Here is a 20339-nt window from a genome sequence, read left to right on the forward strand (position 1 = left end):
AATAAAAAAAGCCTTTTAATCAAAAGATTAAAAGGCTTTGGTACTCGAGATGGGACTTGAACCCATACGGACCTTACAGTCCACTGGATTTTAAGTCCAGCGTGTCTACCAATTCCACCACTCGAGCATTGGAATTTTCTTATTAGATATTGAGCGAAAAACGAGATTCGAACTCGCGACCCCCACCTTGGCAAGGTGATGCTCTACCCCTGAGCTACTTTCGCATTTTGTGTTTAAAGAACTTCGCTTTTCAATATTGAATTGCGAGTGCAAATATATAACTTATTTGAACATTTCAAATGTTTTTTATCGCAAAATTTAAGTGATTCTAATTTTATTTTTAAAGTTGTGGTTTTTAGCATAGTTTTTGTTAATGGGATAGTACCGAAAAAATACAACAGGTTAATTTAGCCAATATTTAGGTTAATAAAGCGCAAGGCTAAAAGTTCGCTTATCCGTATTTTTGTGGTAGATAAAAGTGAAGATAAAAATGAAGATGAAAATAAATAGATGGTTGCTTGTAATACTGCTATTGGTTTTAGGAAATCAAGCCAAAGCAACACCCTCTCCGTCAGTTTCTGCAAAAACAATCAATTCAAAAGTTTTTAGTTTGTATGTAAAAACTTTGGATGATAATTCAAATGTAGAAATAAAGGACGAAGAAGGAAAAGTGATTTTTAAAGAGGTTTTGAAAAAAGGATATATCTATAGAAAAACCTATGATATTTCAGGTCTAGCGGTAGGGACTTATTATGTTGAAGTAAAAGACAAAGAGTCTACAAAAATATTTTCAATCATACGAGATGAAATAAAATTGGTGATTGATGAAAAGAATATACCAGAGCCTAAAAAAGAATAAATAGTTAAAATATAATTGAATAGCGAAGGAGTTGTCTATAAGGATGACTCCTTTTTTTGTGTAGAAAATTTAGATATTTATTTTCTTCTGACTTGATTTGGCGGATAGCCCATTTTGTTCTTGAATACTTTTGAGAAATAGAACAAAGAATTAAATCCTGTTTTTGCAGATATTTCTTTAAGTGAAAGGTTTGAGTTGACCATTAAACGTTTTGCATTTTCCAACCTTTCATTAATAAGATATTGTTGAAGTGAAACGCCGGTGTTGTTTTTGAAAATAGTTCGAAATCGATTGTAACTTAAATGATGGTTGCTTGCCAATTCTTTGAAATCAACTTCTGTATTCAGGTTTTGTCTAATGAAATCTATAACTTCTGTACAAAGCTGCTCCTCTCTACTTCCAAGCTTTTCTTTTTCATAAGAAATAACATAAGCCACTAATTGTAAAACAATTCCTGCAAGAATTTGTCTAAACCCAGGACTGCTTTTTCTGACAAGTTTTAAAGATTGGTTAAATAAAAAGATGAGTTCCTCTTGATAGCCCATTTGTTTTACATACGAAGTGTTGTTTGGTAGTAAATCTTTTAGCATCCTATTTGAAAGAAGTTCGCCTCTAATACCAATCCAATACTCTTCCCAACCTGTAGTTTCATAAGGTTTGTAACTATGCCATTCTCCTGGGCACAATACCATAACATCCCCTGGGTTTACTTCCCATTTGCCAGTTTTTGTTTCTAATTCACCTCTACCTGTAGTAATATAAACAAGGTAACATCCAGGTAAAGTTCGTCCAGTTTCTTGATCAAAATTATGTGTATCGGGATGGCCGTTTAGCGGGTATTTATTGCCCGGATAAATATGTTGGTAACCACAAGTTGGAACGTAAACGCCCCAGTCTTCTACCTCAGAATCTTCCGCTAAATAATGAAAAAAGCTATCCATAATGAACCAAATGTAGACATTTTGAACAACAAAACCAACAGAACGTCTATTGTTTGGACTAGGCTATTCGTATAAGTTTGTAGAGCACCAAAATAGTATGAAAATGGGTGTTTGAATTGTAAGAGGTATTTAGAAATTTAACTGGCTTGATCTTTAGTTCTGTAGGCATTTACATATAGTTAATCTATATTGGGAAATTAAAGAAAATTAGAATCTTGCTGTGTTGTAATAAAAATTGGATGATTGATATAAAACCGAGTTATAAAGTCGAAAATAATAGTTTAGACCTTCAAGGAGTTCATTCAAGTTCTAATAATGCGTTGGACTATACGCTTACGGGTAAAAACTCAAAACGAGCAATAGAACTAGGATTAGCAGAGGCAGATTGGTATCAAACTCCGATTCCTAAATCAGTGCTAAAAGGTTTGTTAAAGCGTAAGGATGGCCCAGCTATTTTAGATACTTTATTACTAATTCTTATCTTGGCAAGTACGGCTTTTGCTACCGTAGCTTTGTGGGGAACCTGGTTTGTTATAATTCCTTATTTAATCTATGCTGTTTTTTATGGTACAAGTTCTGATTCTAGATGGCACGAATGTAGTCATGGTACTGCTTTTCATACAGATTGGATGAATAATGTGGTGTATGAAGTTGCTTCATTTATGGTTATGAGAGAATCCGTTATTTGGAGATGGAGTCATACACGGCACCATAGTGACACTATTATTGTTGGTCGTGATCCAGAGATTCAAATTCCTAGACCACCAGATATCAAAGGATTACTACTTTCAATTGTAAATTGGGGAACTTATAAAACCTATTATCCAAATTTAATTCGACATGCTTTTGGTAAAATTTCTGAAGTGGAAAGAAGTTTTGTTCCAAATAGTGAATTTGGTAAAATAGTAAGAAATGCTCGTATTTATTTAGCAATTTATATGTGTATTATTTTAACAGCGGTATTTTACCATACATGGATTCCTGTTTTCTTATTTATGCTTCCTCAATTTTTTGGTACTTGGTTGATGATTGTGCATAATACAACCCAGCATGCTGGCTTGGCAGAGAATGTTTTAGATCATCGATTAAACTGCCGAACCGTATACATGAATCCTATAAGTAGGTTTATTTATTGGAATATGAATTATCATATCGAACATCACATGTTTCCTTTGGTTCCTTATCATGCCCTACCTAAGCTTCATAAACTTATTAAGGAAGATTGTCCTCCAGTTTATACTTCAATTTACGCCGCTTGGAGCGAAATTTTACCTACCATAATAAAACAAGTTAAAGATCCTTCTTATTTTGTAAAACGAAAGTTGCCTGTTGCTAAAACTAGAGTAACAAATGATTTTATATGCTCAAATGAACAACCAGATAAAGCTGGATGGATTGAAGTTTGCCCAAATAATAAGTTAGCCAATGAAGATGTTATTCGTTATGACCATATAAAACAAACATTTGCTTTGTATAAAAATGAGTTAGGAGATTTGTATGCTACAGATGGTGTTTGTACACATGGAAATACACATTTGAGTGAGGGTTTGATTAAAGGCAATCTTATTGAATGTCCAAAACATAATGGGCGATTTAACTTAAAAGATGGCTCCCCTGCACGAGCTCCTGTTTGTCGCTCCTTGGCTACCTATCCTATTGAAAATAGAAATGGAAAAATTTGGCTCAACATAAAAAATGCTAGCGGTGCAAATACAGATAAAAAGACTTATAAATTTCGAGTAGTAAGTAATAAAAATGTGGCAACTTTTATTAAAGAACTTGTTCTAGAGCCTATCGAAAATGGAGAAAGTATAAATTTTATTCCAGGTGATTATTTCCAAATAAAAATCCCGAAATATGAGAATGTAAAATTTGACCAATTTGACATTTCGACTCCTTATACAGAAATATGGAAAAAACAAAGGTTATTCGAATTGACGAGCTCTAACGATGATTCCAGTAGACGGAATAATTATTCAATTGCGAGTAATCAAAATGATAAGAGGATAGTGTTTAATATTCGTATTTCTACACCACCACTCGGACAGGATTGTCCGCCAGGTGTAGGGTCAAGTTATATTTTTAACTTAAAAGAAGGAGCTGTTGTGAGTGCGCTAGGAACTTTTGGAGATTTTCATATAAAACCTAGTAAAAAAGAGATGGTTTATATTGGTGGTGGAGCAGGAATGGCCCCTATCAGAGCTCATTTGACACATCTATTTGAAAATGAAAAAACCGCACGTAAAGTAAGCTATTGGTACGGTGCAAGGTCAAAACAAGAATTATTCTATGAAGAATATTTTTTAGAGTTATCAAAACATCATTCAAACTTTAGATTTGAACTCGCACTTTCAGAACCACTTGTAATGGATCAATGGGATGGTTATGAAGGCTATATACATCAAGTTGTTCTTGAGCAATATCTGCAACATCATGACAATATAAAGGCCGTTGAGTTTTATATATGTGGACCGCCAATGATGATGAAAGCATGTACCAATATGTTACTTCAATTAGGCGTAGACAGAGAGCAAATTGCTTTTGATGAATTTTAATTAGTAAATACTGATGGACACACGAATAACGAATAATTCAACAATAAAATGGGGTTTGTATGAAAATTTGCGCCCTTGCCAAATAGAAGCCATCATTAATGAAAAAGCAATAGCCTATTTGCCGTGGGGTGCCATTGAGTACCATGGCAAACACAATCCTGTTGGTCTTGATAGTATCAAAGCTTTTCATTTGTGTGTTGATTTGGCCAAAGAGGTAGGGGGGCTTGTTTTTCCTACAGTTAATTTAGCTGCTAACTTGATAAAATCGTATCCAGGTGTGAATTTTCCAAAGCATTCCATAGAGTTTTCTGAAAAGCTAATCCGTATGGTTTGTGAAGAGTATTTTGAGCAATTGGTGCTTCAAGATTTTAAAATTATAGTTCTATTATCAGGGCACGCAGGTGAACCACATCTTGAAATATTAAGAACAGTTGCACACGAATTTAATGAAAGATATCCAGATATATGTTTTTGGGCATTTGCAGAATTTGACGTTTTACCGAATGATTTATTAGTGGCAAATCATTCTGCTTTGGGCGAAACATCTTTACAGTTGTACTACAATCCCGATACAGTCAATTTAAACTCTTTGCCAAAAGATAGACCAATTAGTTTGGAAGTGGATGCGGTATCAGGTAAAGACCCTCGTGGAGCAACAAAAGAATTGGGTGAAAAAATAGTGAAATCATATTTGAAAAACACTTCTGTCATACTGGAGGAATTAATACGAAAATATTTATGAATTATAGAAAATTAGGAAGAACCGGTCTAGAAATTAGTGAAATAAGTTTGGGTACGTGGGCTTTTGGAAATAAAGTTTACGGTGGTGTTGAAGAAAAAACAGGAATCAATACCATACATGCAGGTATTGATTTGGGGGTAAATATGTTTGATACAGCTCCGCAATATGGTACCTCTTTGCAAGATGGTGTTGCCGAAATTGTGTTGGGAAAAGGTTTAAAAGGGAAGCGTGATAAAGTACATATCTCCACAAAATTTGGTCGGAACCCAACTATGAAAGGTGGGGCATCTCAGTTTCATAAATCTCGTATAATAGCATCGGTTGAAGAGAGTTTAAAACGATTGCAAACTGATTATATTGATGTGCTTTTTTTTCATTCTCCTTTTTCTCCAGAGGAAATAGATGCTGATGTATGGGAAGGAATTGAGTTGGTTAAAAAACAAGGAAAAGTACGTTTTGTAGGACATTCAATTTCGATGTTTCATCAAACAGAGAATATGGCACGCCAATGGGCTAAAGAAGATAAAATTGATATAGTGCAAGTAGTCTTAAGTTTAATGAATCGAGAATCTCAACAATTAATTGAAGAATTACAAGAGTATCCTATAGGTGTTTTTGGAAGGGAGTGTTTGGCCAACGGATTTTTATCTGGAGCTATAAAAAAAGATACTGTTTTTGCCGAAGGCACCTTAAATGAGAGGTATTCTAGAAAGGAAATTATAGAAAGAGTTGCACAAGTTGATGCCTTTAAATTTTTAGTACGAGAAGATATTTCTAATATGCCGCAAGCCGCTTTACGCTGGGTTTTAGATCAGCCTGGAGTGTCAACAGTTTTGTCTGGTGCAAAAAATTTAAATGAATTGAAAGGGGCAATTTCTGCATCGAACGCCCAACCATTTACGGAAGCTGAATTAAAATTAGCCAAAGAGTTATTGTTGAAAAATTTTGAGGCTGCTTAACTACGAATTAAGAAATAACTAAGAGAAAATTATATTTAAATTCAAAATTTTGAGTACTATTGAATACTTAATACAATATTTTATATGCAAGCAATATTAGGAGTGATTTTTCATACCGTTGGTGGTATCGCATCCGGAAGTTTTTATATGCCTTATAACAAAATAAAAGGATGGTCATGGGAAAGTTATTGGATGCTTGGAGGTGTTATTTCATGGTTGCTAATTCCACCGTTAGCGGCTTGGTTAACAGTGCCTGGTTTTATGGAAATTATTGCTGCTGGATCTAGTGAAATACTAACATTTACTTTTTTAATGGGGCTCTTGTGGGGTGTCGGAGGTCTGTCCTATGGTTTGGGTATTCGATATTTAGGAATGTCCTTAGGAAATTCTGTTGTTTTGGGCTTTTGTGCCGCATTTGGAGCTTTGGTTCCTTCTATTTATTACAATTTAAATCCAACGGAAGGAAAAGTTTCTTTCACAGATATGCTGTCATCTGAAGGTGGACAATTGGTGCTTTTAGGAGTTCTTGTTTGTCTTGTAGGAATAGCTGTTGCTGGAAAAGCAGGCATGATGAAAGAAAAGGAACTTTCTGAGGAAGAAAAGAAAGAAAGTGTGGCTGAATTTAGTTTGTATAAAGGATTGGCTATTGGTGTTTTGTCTGGAATTTTAAGTTCTTTTTTTAGTTTTGGAATTGAAGCTGGTAAGCCCTTGGCTGATGCTGCTGTTGCTGCCGGTTTTGATCCATTGTACCAAAATAATGTAACTTTTGTTGTGATACTTTGGGGAGGCTTAACAACCAATTTTATATGGACGACTATTTTAAGTCTTAAAAATAAATCATATACCGATTTTGTTAATAAATCAACTCCAATTGCTAAAAATATTTTATACGCTGCACTAGCTGGAACAATTTGGTATTTACAATTCTTTTTTTACGGTATGGGTGAGAGTAAATTAGGAAATGGAGCCAGTTCATGGATTCTTCATATGTCTACCATTATATTAACTGCCAATATGTGGGGTGTCTATCAAAAAGAGTGGAAAGGGGTTGCTTCGAAAACTAAATGGACAATCACCTCAGGAATTGTTATTATCCTTCTGTCTGTAGTTCTAGTAGGTATTGGTAATTCAATGTAGTTGTAAGTTTTACTTTTTTAGTTGTTACAACATCTTTTCTGCATATAATTGCTAAGTTTAGCGCTGTAGCAGTTTTCTTAATTAGTCACAAAGCCTCTTGCTTTCTGTAGAGTTTAAATACAGTCTTTACAATTTAAAATTGATATTGTTCTAAATGGAATTAGTCAATATATAACTAGGTTACTCGTATTTTTTCTGTTCTAATATAGCTAATACGGGTAGTTACTTGATTATTTTTATAATAAGAAGCTGCAAGCTATCGTAAAAACAGAAAGCTGTAGTATCTGATGAAACTATATAAAAAACCCTTGCNNATTGCAAGGGTTTTTTATATAAACCATTTTTTTCTTGACTTAGGAAATAGAGCTTACTTATTCATCTTCTAAAGTAACAGTTAAGATAGGTGCCGTAGCTATGCTTTCACCTCCATCAAATTGTAAATGTGCCCAGGTATCCATATCATCTCTATTGGCACTTATTCTAATAAATAAAAATTCACCAGCAGCTGCTCCATTTTGATATTGGCTATTCATAAAAGTGGCCAATTCTATTCCTGAGGCATCATTCATGCTGAATTCACCTACAGCATCTCCATTTTTAATAAAAGACTTTTGGATTCCAGTTGCATTAGGGTCTGTGTCGAATACACCTAAAAAGAAATCTGTTGGTAAAACCTCTGCGGTAGCTCTAGCTGCAATAGCATAAACATCGTATTCTACAGCTATCCAAGAATTATTAGTGGTTACATTTACTTTTAATACCGCCGATTTTACTTTTTTTCCAGCGGGTACATCGGGCAAGGCAAATGGCATTACACCAACAACATGGTCATCTCCTCCAATTCCAGTAGCGACATGCCCTCCAAATAATTTAGTATAAGAAGCGTCAACAGATCCTCCGCCCCAAATAGTGGCATCTGCTAAATCTACCTTTACATCAAAAGCAGCATTTGGATCCATAATTTCAATTTTAAAATCTAAATTGGAAGTTTCTGCACTGTTGGTTGCGCTTATAGAAATGTCATGAAGTCCTAAATCACAGCCACCACAATCAGAATAAGGTTTAAAAGTCAGTGTTCCTTTCCCAAAACCATGGTCGGTAAAATTAGCAAAACGAGGCAAATTGGTTGCTTCTAAAATAATAGAACCTCCTAAAGGATCTACTGCTTCAATATCGACATCTAAAGTCATGCCTTCAGCTACTACTAAATCATCGATGGCAGTAAATACAGGAGCTTGATTTTGTGTATGTGTCGTTATTTCCATGTTTAAAATTCTATGTGTACCAGGATCGCTAATATTGAAATTTCCAGCAACCATAGACCAGTAATCTAGATGTGTGATTTTACGTCTGAATTTAAAATCTTTTCCGATTTCAATAATATCTCCACCTTGCTCATTGGCATATACATCATAACTCATTGTAACAACGTCAATATCCATTTTTATATGATAGGTTACTCCGGCATGATAGGCAAGTTCATTTGAAGCTGCGTACCCCGTATCGTCATAGGCATCTATTTTTCCAGACGGATTTAAGCGAACAATACAAGAGTTGTTAGAGTAGGTGGTTGAAATACCATCTAAAACACCTACAATGACATCAATATTGTTTTTGCTAGGAATCATGTCAAATTCAACAGTAAAGGTGCCTGTTTGCGTTCCTTGTGGAATTAATACCGATTGCCATTCGTTGATTTTACTGGTAAAACCATCTAAGTTACCTCTAAAATTAAAAACTACTTTTTTCTCGTAACCTGAAGGTCGGGTAGCAATAAAATTAATTTTTCTAGCTTCTTCTTGAGTTGGAGCGTAGGTGTATTCTAAGCTCGTACTCAGTACTTCTCCTGTGGCATCGTCAACCCATTGAATACTTGTGTTTTGCTTTGGCGAAACTTGAAGTTTTAAGTCAAGTGTTTCTCCGATTAATACATCGTATCCTTCCCAAGCAAGGCCTGTAAGATTGTCTCCTTCACCCCAAAAGTATACTTTCAAATCAGTATCAGACAATACAGGGTTGCTAATGTCTTCTTCATTACAAGACAGCATTGTGAGTAACAAAACACTAAAAATCCAGGTAATATATTTATTTATTTTCATAATGTTTATTTTATTATAATGATACATCTACTCCTCTTGTTAAGCTGTTATCCCACCAAACGGGTGCTCCCCAAAAGTTTACACCATTGTATAAATGTGCTTCTAAATTATCTCTGTTAAAGTTCATTTCCGTATTTGGATATGGAAATCTTCTAGGAATTAGACCGTTTAATTCTTGGTCGGTATAAGCATTTGTGGTGGTTGGTACTAACTTAGGGAAACCAGATCTTCTCCAATTGGCAAAACCTTCAATTCCGTTGTAAAAATTATTTACATAATGCTGCATGTTTATAGCTTCTAGTTTGTCTGCCGTTGTATTCCATAAATTTTCAGCATACACATCGGCGTTTAGGTTTAAATTAGGACTTGCACCTAATATTTGAACCAATTCATCAATATTGGCGAAAATTGCTTTTTTATAATGTGCTTTGGCATCTCCTTGAAAGTTAGTCCATCCTTTATGTGCGGCTTCAGCAATCCACAATTCTACTTCAGAATAAGACTGATAAATTGAAGGTAAATCGATACGAGTTAAGTTTCTTCTGACCTGAACGGATTTAAAGAATTTATTAATTTGAACAGTACGTCCATTTTTTTCAACGAAACGAGGTGACCAAATATCTGCAGGGGCGCCTTCTGGAGCTTCCCATAAGAAATATCCAGGAGCATAGCCTTCGGTTACACCATATTTAGCCAAGTACTCTTGTGTTATTTCAACACTTGTTTCTGTTGACGATTTTGAATTGTATCTTGATGTGGCATCTTCTTCGTAGGCGGCATACATTCCAAATAACATGTGTAATCTTGGGTCGTTATTTTCACGTAAATAGGCTACGTAAGTTTCACAGGCAACCATAATTTCTTCAGAGAAATTTTGAACTTGAGAAAAACCATTTCCTCTAATTTCAACAGCACCACTTGTGCTTACATTAAAATTACCATGTTCCACAGTGGCTGCATCGTCTATACTTTGCATAACACCATCATTAATGGCTAAAACGGCTTCAGTTTCAGCTTTACTTTCATTTACATTGACCAAACGCATGGCATATCTTAAGCGTAATGAATTTGCAAATTTTCTCCATTTATCAACATCTCCATTGTAAATTAAATCACCTTCTAAAGCCAAAGATTCGTCTAGTTGATTTGCAGCTTCTTTTAGTTCTTTAAAGAAATCGTTGTAAATATCTTCTTGCTTATCATAGGCAGGATGTAGGTTGTTAACATCTGCTTGAGCTCCTGCTTCAAAATATGGTAAATCGCCGTAAGTATCTGTTAATTGCGCAAAAATCATAACTTTTAATATTCTACCAACAGCCGAATAATTGGCAAGTTCTGGTTTTTTATTGGCTTCTTGTATGGCTAATATTAAATCATTGATTTCTCTGTAGGAACTTTTCCACATATATTCCATATAACTTATGTCAAGTTTATAGGCTTGTCCATGAGAGATTGTCCAGCCATCTGAAATCATTTGTGTAATGGACATATGATAGGCGGCTAAAGATCTCCATTGAGTTTCTCTATCTCCAGAATAACTAATTTGTACTTTTGAAATCAGACTTTTTGGATTTGCTGTAGTGGAGGTTGTGGGATCCACATTTAAGTCGTTGAAATCGTCACAGCTGGTTGCAAGTGTTAGTATAAACACAAACAGCATTAATATGTTTGTTCTTTTTTTCATCTTTTAAAATTTTGCAGTTAAGTTAAATCCATAACTTCTTCTTTGTGGTAACGAGCCATATTCATATCCTTGCCCATTGCTAATACTATAGGTCGATTCAGGGTCAATATTTGGTACATTAGAGTGAATTAACCATAGGTTTCTTCCTATGACAGAGAATGTTAGTGCTTTGAAGAATTTAAGTTTTTTTAGAGCTTCGCTATCAAGAGTATAAGATACAGATAACTCTCTTAATTTGATGTAGGAAGCATCATATACAAAAGGTTTAATAATATGCCCGTTGGCAACATTTCCCCAGTAATCTCTAGGGTCAACATATACATCATTAGGTTTGTAATTAGGATTTCCTTCGCCATCCACACCATCTTGTATAACACCTTGTGCTAAATAACCACCAGTTGCAACCCAGTCGGCACGTGCTATTGCGGCTTCTTCTCTTGCTGCTTCAGATAATGCCCACTCTTCCCTGCCTTCTAAGGTACCAATATGTGCACCTTGTTGGTAAAGTTTTTGATTGGTCATTGATAGCAGGTCGGCACCAGATTTAACTTGAATCAAGGCTCTAACTTTGAAACCCTTGTGTTGAATTGTATTGGTAATTCCACCTGTAAATTTGTATTGACCGTTTCCTAAAGTAATTTGTTCATCAGAACGAATAGGCAATCCATTTGCTCCAATTATAGGTGTTCCATCATCGGTACGTTTAAAATCATAGCCAACAATATCTCCATAAGATCCACCTTCTTCAGCGGTTATTAATGAACTAATCCAGTCTGCTCTTGCAATGGTTTGTGTTTTGGCTTCGTCATGAAGTTTTACTATTTTATTTTTATTGTTAGCAAAATTAAAAGTCAAATCCCAACGGGTGTTTTCGGTTTTAACAGGAACAATATTTACCATTACTTCCCATCCTTTGTTGTTTATTTCACCTGCATTGATCGTTGCAGATCCAAAACCATTTGAGTTGGAAACGGGAATTTGCATGATTTCATCAAAGGTAGTTTGATTGTAGTGTGTGATGTCTAAACCAACTCTCCAATTAAATAATTTTGCGTCCAGTCCAAGTTCGTATCCTTTTGTTCTAGAGGGATTTATTTCGGTGAAATAGGTGTCTCCACTTACCGTTGAAAAATTTGCACCATTGGAAGAATAGGGAAGTGCATCATAACCATTATAGGCGTATGGTGAAGTATCTCCTCCAACTTCAGCATAGGCAGCTCTAAACTTAGCATATGGCAAAATATTACTTTTAAGAGCTTCAATACCTTTGGTAAGTACTACAGCTGTAGTAATAGAAGGATAAAAATAACCATTGTTTCCTTTTTTAAGTGTTGAAGACCAGTCTTGTCTACCTGTTACATCAACAAATAAATAATCTTTGTAACCAACATTGGCAAAACCATAAAAAGATCTGACTTCTTTTCTTGGGTTAACACGTCCGATAACAAATTCATTATAGTTATTAATGGAAATAACATTTTCTGCTACTTGATTTTTTCCTAGGATGGTTGTAGTGTTGTTGTCAAAACTCATAATATTTCCACCGATACTTCCACCAACTGTCCAATCTTCATTTAACTCTTTGTTTGCAGAAATTAAAAACTCAGTATTTGATTCGGTTGTTTTTGAATCTATCTTTCTGTTTTCTCCCCATTCGGCCAAAGGTGTTGTAGTAGGAGAAAAATTATAGTAGTCGTACGTAAAGCTATCTACTCCAGATTTGAATTTAAAATTTAACCAATCTGTCATTTGATAGGTGAAAGAGGCATAACCAATCATTCTATTTTTCTTCGATTCATTTTTCATATGATACAAGGCGTAATAGGGATTGATGATTCGGGTTGCTGAATTCCAAAACACATAATCTCCATTTGCATCCACAGCACTTTCTTTCAGCCATTGTTGGTCAAAATTACCAGGTAAGCCCAAAAGTGATAGCGCTGTATTTGCGCCAGAAAAGCCTAAATAGGGTCTGTTGTCTACATCTTCCATAGTATAACTAATCTTTGTGTCTACAGTTAATTTATCCCACATTTTCATGTTTCCTCGTAAGGAGAAATTATTTCGGTGTAAATCACTATTGGGTACAATGTCAGCCATTTTAACATCAGAGGCAGAGAATCTGAAGTTTGCACTTTCGTTTCCGCCAGACAAGGCAACTGTGTTTTGTGCCGTATGTCCTTGTCTAAAAAAAGATTTGATATGTTCTTTTTTTATACCATAATCTCTTGTTTGTCCATCAAATGAAATAAATTCTAAATTCGGATCCATTTTTCCTCCCCAACTCCACATTCCCGTGGCATCACCAATATCTTTAGGAGGTGTTTTTATTCCTTGACCATAAACATGTTGTACATCATCATATTCTCCCACAACCTGATCTAGGGTAATATTAGAAGAGAAATCTATACTAAATTTAGATTTTTGATTGTTTTTAAAAGATTTTGTGGTAATTAAAATAACCCCATTACCACCTCGCGATCCGTATAAAGCTGAAGCTGCAGGACCTTTAAGGACAGACATGGTTTCAATATCGTCTGGGTTAATGGAGGATATACCATCACCTAAATCTTGTCCGCCATATTGACCAGCCTGACCTAGTGTATTATTGTCCATAGGAACTCCGTCAATTACATACAAAGGTTGGTTGGAGCCATTAAATTTCGTATTCCCACGAATAATAACTTTAGAAGAACCTCCTACCCCTGTATTTGGTTGTGAAATATCCACACCGGCTACTTTACCCGATAATGAATTTACTGCATTGATACTCTTTATTTCTGCTAATTCTCCACCATCAACTTTTGAAATAGCATATCCTAAAGATTGTTCTTTACGTGAAATTCCAAGTGCAGTTACAACAACAGCATCTAAAGCTTCAATGGATTCTGCCAGTTGAATATTTATAACGGTATTGTCACCAATACGTTGTTTTTGTTCGGTGTATCCCACATAGCTAAAGAGAAGGTTGTCTCCTTTTTTTGCTTTTATGGAATAATTACCATCAAAATCTGTAATAGCTCCTTTGGTAGTTCCTACTATAAGAACAGTTACACCTGGTATGGGTTCTTCGTCTTCTGTTGAGGTGACCTTACCAGTGATATTTGTTTCTTGAGCTTGTAAATCAAAAATTCCTGTTGTCAAAATGACACAGAGAAATACAATGAATTTAAAATGCGTAATTCTCATAAAAAATAAATTTAATTAGTATACAATGATTGGATAAGTTGTAAAGAAGTAAAGAGTACTTCAGTGACTTATGTGTTTGTTGTGAAAAAATGGTTGATTATTATTCTCAAATGTAAATAAAGTCTCGTGTTTATCTATGTGAAAAACACTGTTATTTGTCATAAAAGACAAAACTTACAAAGGATTAAGCAGTTCGTATAAACTTCCTCTTTTGCATTTTTTAGGAATGAAAAAAAGATTCTAAGCCTTTTGTTTTATTGAGGTTTAGAATCTAGTAAGTTTTTGTTGTCTAGTTTGTTAATGTGGTTTTAGTTGCTGTTCTTCCATCTTAGAAGCGCTTCTAAAAAATAATAATCAGCATAATTTAAAGGAGCATCATTTTCATTGTTTTCATGAAAATTTCCAACAGAATGTTTTAGTAAAAAACCTCCATTATCTCCCTTTTTAGCAAAATATATATCAGACGCAAGTGTTCTTAAAATGGTTTCTGTATAGCTTAGATATTTACTTTTATTTCCTGGATCAAATTCTTGTAATTCTAGCAAGGCAGACGCAACAATTGCTGCGGCTGAAGCATCTCGTGGAATTTCTTCAGTGCTTTCTGCATCATAATCCCAAAATGGAATATGGTCGTTTGGAATTTTAGGGTGTTGCATAATAAATTGTGCTATTTTTTTAGCCTGTTCTAGAAAGAGTACATTTTTAGTTTCCCTATATACTTCGGTATATCCGTACAAACTCCAAGCTTGACCTCTAGCCCAAGAGGATTCATCTGCATAACCTTGAAAGTTTACTTTTTTTCTAACAAGTCCAGTTATATGGTCGTAATCAACAATATGATAACAGCTAAAATCGCTCCGATATTGATTTTTAATGGTTGTGCCGGCGTGTGATGTAGCTATGTTTGCAAATGTAGTATCAGAACTGTGTTTTGTAGCTTGGTACAATAAGTTTAAATTCATCATATTGTCAATAATTACAGGCATGTCCAAGTCTTTTCCTTGAATCCAAGGCGCATCAGTGTCCCATGATTGAATTATTTTTGCCACGGGTCTGTACCTTGTACTTAAGGAATTCGCCGCATCAACGACAGCTTTTTTGTAGGTTTTATTGCCGGTTAAACGATAACCTTGTCCAAATGAATTTTGAATCATAAAGCCAACATCATGGTTCCATTTAACAAATTGTGCCGAATCTAAGGCCATCGTATATCTATTTGCGTATGTTTTCCATTTTTCATTTTGTGTGTATTCAAATAAAAACCACAAGGATCCTGGAAAAAAACCACTGGTCCAATCTTGTTTGTAGGCCATTCTGTAACTACCATCCTTGTTTAAACTCCTAGGCTGTAGGAGAGGAGAAATAGTATCTATTTTCGAAATTAAATAGCTGAATTGGTCTTCGGCTACCTCAAAAACCCGAGTAATTACTTCTGTTTTTGATTCTTGAGTATGATTTTTTTTACTTTGGCATTGAATGCATAAAAACAAAAATCCAAAGACAAACGGCAAGTTGTATTTTTTCATTTTTATTAGTTTTTTAGTTTGAAATTCGCTGCTAATTGAGCGTCGGAATTTCCACCTATAAAAAGTGTAAAATCTCCATCTTCTGTTCCGGTGGATAAATCTGCTCTTACAAATGATAAATCTCTTTCAGGAATAATTTCAAAGCGTATGGTTTTTGTTTCTCCTTTTTTAATTTTGATTTTTTCATAAGCTTTTAGTTCTCGTACAGGACGAGTTACCGAACCTATTAAATCTCTTAAGTATAATTGCACGACTTCTTCTCCATCAAAATCTCCTGTGTTTTTAATGTTTACTGTCGCTGTTAATACGTCTTTGTTTGAAAGTGTTTCTTTGTCGATTTTTAAGTTGGAATACGCAAACGTTGTATAACTCAAGCCATATCCAAAGGGAAACAATGGGCTAGAGGGAATATCCAAAAATCGCGAAGAATACCGTACGTCAGGATTGCTCGGTCTTCCTGTATTTTTAAATGCATAATAAATAGGCAACTGTCCAATATCTCTTGGAAAAGTCATAGGCAGTTTTCCGGAAGGGTTGTATTTTCCAGTGAGTACATCTGCAATGGCATCCCCAGAAGTGGTTCCTAAAATCCATGTTTCAAGTACGGCGTTAGAAAGTTTTACTTCTTTTTCTAGGGTCATGGGCCTTCCGTTGGTTAAGATTAATACAATAGGTTTGTTTAATTTGGATAGTGTTTCTAATAATTTAGTTTGAACACCTGGTAAATTGATGTTTCCTTTGCTAGCTGCCTCCCCACTCATGTCTCCTTTTTCACCTAAGGCCAATAAAATAAGATCACTCTGTTTTGCTATTTTGATTGCGTTTTTGAAATCTGAAGTATCATCAGAATCGATATCGCAGCCTTTGGTATATAGAAGTTTGCTGTTTTTAGGTAATTGCTTTTTTAAACCTTGATAAGTTGTTACAACAGAAGTTGTGTCTCCTTGGGCTATCCAAGTTCCCATTGGGTCTGCTTGGTTTTTGGCAAGTGGACCAATAAGGGCAATAGTTTTTAGTTTTGATAAATTTAAAGGCAGAAGCTGATTTTCGTTCTTTAGCAATACGATAGATTTTCTAGCCATATCTCTTGCTATTGCTAAATTTGACTTGGTAAATACTTTATTTTTAGCCCTGTCTTCATTGCAGTATTTATAAGGATCGTCAAAAAGACCTAAATCGTATTTTACTCGTAAAATTCTACGGACAGAATTGTTTAATTTTGAGATCTCTATTTTTTTTGCATCCACCAATGGTTGCACAATTTCTTCTTTGTAAACAGAAGCTTCCATGTCCATATCAAGTCCTGCGTTGATTGATAGTTCAGCACATTGTTCTTTGTTTTCTGCAAAACCATGATTCATTAATTCTCCAATCGAGGCAAAATCAGAAACCACAAATCCGTCAAAGCCCCATTCATCTCTTAAAACGTCGGTTAGTAATTTTTTGTTTGCTGTTGCAGGAATGCCGTTTACTTCGTTAAAAGCAGACATCATACTAGAAACGCCAGCATCTTTTGCCGATTTATAGGGTTTTAAATAGACCTCTCGTAAATAATTCTCAGAAAGATCAACGGTATTGTAATCTTTCCCCGAAATACTAGCACCATATGCGGCAAAGTGTTTGGCACAGGCCGCCACCGTATTGTTGTTTTTTAAATTACTTCCTTGGAATCCTTTTACGCGGGCTTTCGCAGCTAAACCGCCTAAGTAGGGATCTTCACCGGCACCTTCAGAAACTCGACCCCAGCGGGCATCACGTGCTAAATCTACCATTGGAGCAAATACCCAATTGATACCTGAGGCAGAAGCTTCATCTGCAGCTACAGCAGCAGTTTTTTCTAACATTTTCATATCCCAAGAAGCTGTTTCAGCTAAGGGAATTGGGAAAATAGTTTTGTATCCGTGAACGACATCGTAACCAAATAACATCGGAATTTTTAAACGTGACTTCATGGCTAATCCTTGCAGGTATTTGATGCTATCCATAGAAATAGAAGCAAAAATGGCGCCTGCTCCTCCTTTCTGTATTTCTTCTCTAAATTTAGGGTTGAAAACAGGTACAGTAGGGTCTTCACCACTAGAATATAAGGTCATTTGTCCAACTTTTTCAGCCAAGGTCATTTGACTGATTAGGTTGTCTATAAATTTTTCTTTATCTGACTTTGTTGAGGTGTCAGAACAACTTTGAGTTATAATAACTGCAAATACAATAAGTAAGATTGATTTAAATTTTATCATTATTTCAGCTTTATTTTTTGGTTTCCTTCTTTTAATGTAATTTTTTTCCCATTCCAGATAAATATTCCTGTACTTCCTTTTGGTAGCGATATTTCTCCTTTAATCGCTTTGTTTTTTCTTGTTAAGGTCACTTCTACAAAACCATTTGGGTGTGGCATTTTGGCTCTTAAATTTTTTAATTCACCCAAGTTAGGTGCAATGGTTATTTTTTCGAAATTTTTAGATGCAGGCTGAATACCGGCTATTAAGGTTAAAAAATGATAATTTGGGGATGCACTCCAAGCATGACATTCAGATCGAGGCTCTATGTCTGTTTCAGCAAATGTTGTAAGTCCTTGTTCCAACTGATTTGTCCAATTTTGTAGCAGATTGACATATGTATCTCCTAAACCAGATTTTTGCAAGGCATTAAACAAATAGAATTTGTAATAAATTGTTGTTTGAATTAAGGATGAATCAGAGATTATCTTTTGCATTAGATCCTTTTGGTTTTTTTTAGGAATGGCATCTGTTAGTATTGCTAAGATATTTGTGTGTTGAGAAAATTTTAATTTATTTGGTGTTTCTGCAAACATTCCTTTTTCTGGAACGAAACAGTTTTTTTGGACGCTTTTAAGAATTTTTTTTTGTAGGTCATCGTATTTTTTAGCTTCAGAAAGCATGCCTAAATCTGTGAATATAGTTACTGTGTTTTGTAAAGTTTGTACAAGTTGTAATGCAATAGAACTTGAATACCCATCGTCTGCTCCGTCAGGAATTCCATTGTGGAATCCTGGGCTCCAGTCCGTGAAATTCCACCACTCCATTCCAGTTGGCATGCCTGTTTTGTTTACTTTATTAGCCCACCAATTTAGGACGGTTTTAATACCTGGGGTGAATTTTTTTACAAAATCGGAATCATTTCTAAACCTGTGATAATCGTGGATCATATCAATCCAAAGCAATGAATAGGTGGGGATTACTTGAACTATATAGGAAGGGTATCTACTTTGTGTTAAGCCATTTGGTAATCGTGAATTATCAAACATTTCGATAGCTTTTCGCATCTGTCGATCATCTCCATCAACAGAAATAGAAACCAAGGCTTCAATTCTAGCGTCTCCAACATATTGTAATTGTTCGTAATAAGGGTCAATAAAATTTTCAACAGCAGAGTTTCGAAGAGTCAACCAAGAAGCATCCCAAATTTTGCTTAAAGTTTTGTTTTCTGTTTCAAATACCGCATTTTCTTTGAAAGGATAGGCCGTATAAACACCGTAGTAATCTTCAATTATTAAAGGTTCGTCTTTGGTATCTATTTCTAATTCAATAAAACGATAGGTTTTTTGACCAATTGGTTTGAACATATTATTTGAAGATCCATCCGCTATAATTATATCGTAGTAGCCTAAAATATGTTTGTCCTTTACAATATTCCTATTGCCTTTTTTCCAGTCTTTGGTGTACATGGCTTCAGAATAGGTTATTTTAATTTTACTGCCCTTTCCTTTTGAATAGTTAAATTCAGGATGGCCTATGGTATGGTGTTCTTGGTCGATTAATAGGGTTACTTTTTTATTAGCAGGAATGGTCAAAGCACCCGTTCCTTTGATAAAATTATCGTTCATTTTCATTCCTTCTACACGTGCAATTTTTCCAAAGCGTTGCAAGCTTTCTTCTAAAAAAGGAATTGTTCTTGGAACTAAATACCAAGTGCTCCCGAAAAGAAAACCACGACCTACGGCGAATTCTACAGTTCCGGCTTTTGGAATTAACCAATTGGAATCATCAAAATTCTTTTTTTTCCAATTTTTATAGGTCTTTTTTGTGATTCTTTTTTCACCCGGTCCAGCTGCATAATATCCGCGTAGCGAGTCACTAACAAATGGGATGCTTTCAAAACCAAAATCGCGGACTACCTTCCAGTCACTTTTGTTACTGGTGTTTATATCAACAGGATTCTCTTCGTCACCTTGCATAATAAAAGCCGTTTGAAAGGTCATAGATGCTGCTTTTCTGTATTCACCGAAATTTACTACTTCGGTAGCAATAATGTTTTTCCCGGCAGTTAAGTAAGGGGCTATATCTAGGGTTTCATACCTATAGTTGTTAATGTCTGATGAAGAAGGTCCTGAAACAATATAAGATCCGTTTACATACAAACGATAACGATTGTCTGCAGATACATGAACGATAAATTTGTCAGGTTTGCGATCTAAATCAATTTTTTTTCGAAATAAAAACATTCTGGCATCCAGGGTCGATTCTGTAGGATGTGTAATCCATTGGGCTGTCCATGCATGTTTTAGCTGGTTGAAATCTTTTCCTTCTACATTAATGGTAGCTTTCGATTCTTGAGCAAAAACGCCAAGATGAATTAAAAGGAATAGGGACAAATATTTTATAGTACGCATAGGTATTCAATTTTTTAT

At 35.1% G+C, this 20339-nt stretch carries 12 protein-coding genes and 2 tRNA genes; 5 read left to right on the forward strand and 9 right to left on the reverse strand.

Going from position 1 to position 20339, the window contains the following annotated elements; all coding sequences use genetic code 11:
- Positions 1-38: 38 nt before the first annotated feature.
- A tRNA-Leu gene (locus FGM02_RS06850) sits at positions 39-127 on the reverse strand.
- A gap of 25 nt (positions 128-152) precedes the next feature.
- Positions 153-224 (reverse strand) — tRNA-Gly (locus FGM02_RS06855).
- A 266-nt stretch (positions 225-490) separates the two neighbouring features.
- On the opposite strand from FGM02_RS06855, the gene FGM02_RS06860 reads away from it, so the two are divergent.
- Positions 491-859 (forward strand): hypothetical protein, encoded by a 369-nt coding sequence (locus tag FGM02_RS06860; protein ID WP_139957559.1) that lies wholly within the window; start codon positions 491-493, stop codon positions 857-859.
- Between the two features lie 77 nt (positions 860-936).
- Here the strand turns inward: FGM02_RS06860 and FGM02_RS06865 are convergent, their stop codons facing one another.
- Positions 937-1800: an AraC family transcriptional regulator gene (locus FGM02_RS06865; RefSeq protein WP_139957560.1), complete on the reverse strand. Its 864-nt coding sequence runs from the start codon at positions 1798-1800 to the stop codon at positions 937-939.
- Positions 1801-2039: 239 nt separating this feature from the next.
- Between FGM02_RS06865 and nqrF the strand changes: the two genes are divergently transcribed.
- From nqrF to rhaT, 4 genes are all read left to right on the forward strand, one after another.
- Entirely contained in the window at positions 2040-4355 is a 2316-nt protein-coding gene (gene nqrF, locus FGM02_RS06870) for an NADH:ubiquinone reductase (Na(+)-transporting) subunit F (protein ID WP_139957561.1), read from the forward strand.
- 13 nt (positions 4356-4368) lie between these two features.
- Positions 4369-5097, forward strand: a complete 729-nt coding sequence (locus FGM02_RS06875; protein WP_139957562.1) for a creatininase family protein — start codon at positions 4369-4371, stop codon at positions 5095-5097.
- Positions 5094-6056, forward strand: a complete 963-nt coding sequence (locus FGM02_RS06880; protein WP_139957563.1) for an aldo/keto reductase — start codon at positions 5094-5096, stop codon at positions 6054-6056. The genes FGM02_RS06875 and FGM02_RS06880 overlap by 4 nt, the downstream gene beginning before the upstream one ends.
- 84 nt (positions 6057-6140) lie before the next feature.
- Complete coding sequence (gene rhaT, locus FGM02_RS06885) at positions 6141-7193, forward strand: L-rhamnose/proton symporter RhaT (protein ID WP_139957564.1); 1053 nt, start codon at positions 6141-6143, stop codon at positions 7191-7193.
- 371 nt (positions 7194-7564) lie between these two features.
- Here the strand turns inward: rhaT and FGM02_RS06890 are convergent, their stop codons facing one another.
- The 6 genes from FGM02_RS06890 to FGM02_RS06915 form a co-directional block, all read right to left on the reverse strand.
- Positions 7565-9292: a hypothetical protein gene (locus tag FGM02_RS06890; protein ID WP_139957565.1), complete on the reverse strand. Its 1728-nt coding sequence runs from the start codon at positions 9290-9292 to the stop codon at positions 7565-7567.
- Positions 9293-9305: 13 nt separating this feature from the next.
- A complete protein-coding gene (locus FGM02_RS06895) occupies positions 9306-10976 on the reverse strand; it encodes a SusD/RagB family nutrient-binding outer membrane lipoprotein (protein WP_139957566.1) in 1671 nt (556 codons plus the stop codon).
- A gap of 3 nt (positions 10977-10979) precedes the next feature.
- Positions 10980-14165 (reverse strand): SusC/RagA family TonB-linked outer membrane protein, encoded by a 3186-nt coding sequence (locus tag FGM02_RS06900; protein WP_139957567.1) that lies wholly within the window; start codon positions 14163-14165, stop codon positions 10980-10982.
- 308 nt (positions 14166-14473) lie between these two features.
- A complete protein-coding gene (locus tag FGM02_RS06905) occupies positions 14474-15691 on the reverse strand; it encodes a glycoside hydrolase family 88 protein (protein ID WP_139957568.1) in 1218 nt (405 codons plus the stop codon).
- 5 nt (positions 15692-15696) lie between these two features.
- Positions 15697-17928: a beta-glucosidase BglX gene (bglX, locus tag FGM02_RS06910; protein ID WP_139957569.1), complete on the reverse strand. Its 2232-nt coding sequence runs from the start codon at positions 17926-17928 to the stop codon at positions 15697-15699.
- Positions 17928-20321: an alpha-L-rhamnosidase-related protein gene (locus tag FGM02_RS06915; protein WP_139957570.1), complete on the reverse strand. Its 2394-nt coding sequence runs from the start codon at positions 20319-20321 to the stop codon at positions 17928-17930. The genes bglX and FGM02_RS06915 overlap by 1 nt, the downstream gene beginning before the upstream one ends.
- Positions 20322-20339: the final 18 nt, after the last annotated feature.

The organism is Flavicella sediminum (assembly GCF_006381105.1).
GTDB classification, from domain to species: Bacteria; Bacteroidota; Bacteroidia; order Flavobacteriales; family Flavobacteriaceae; genus Flavicella; species Flavicella sediminum.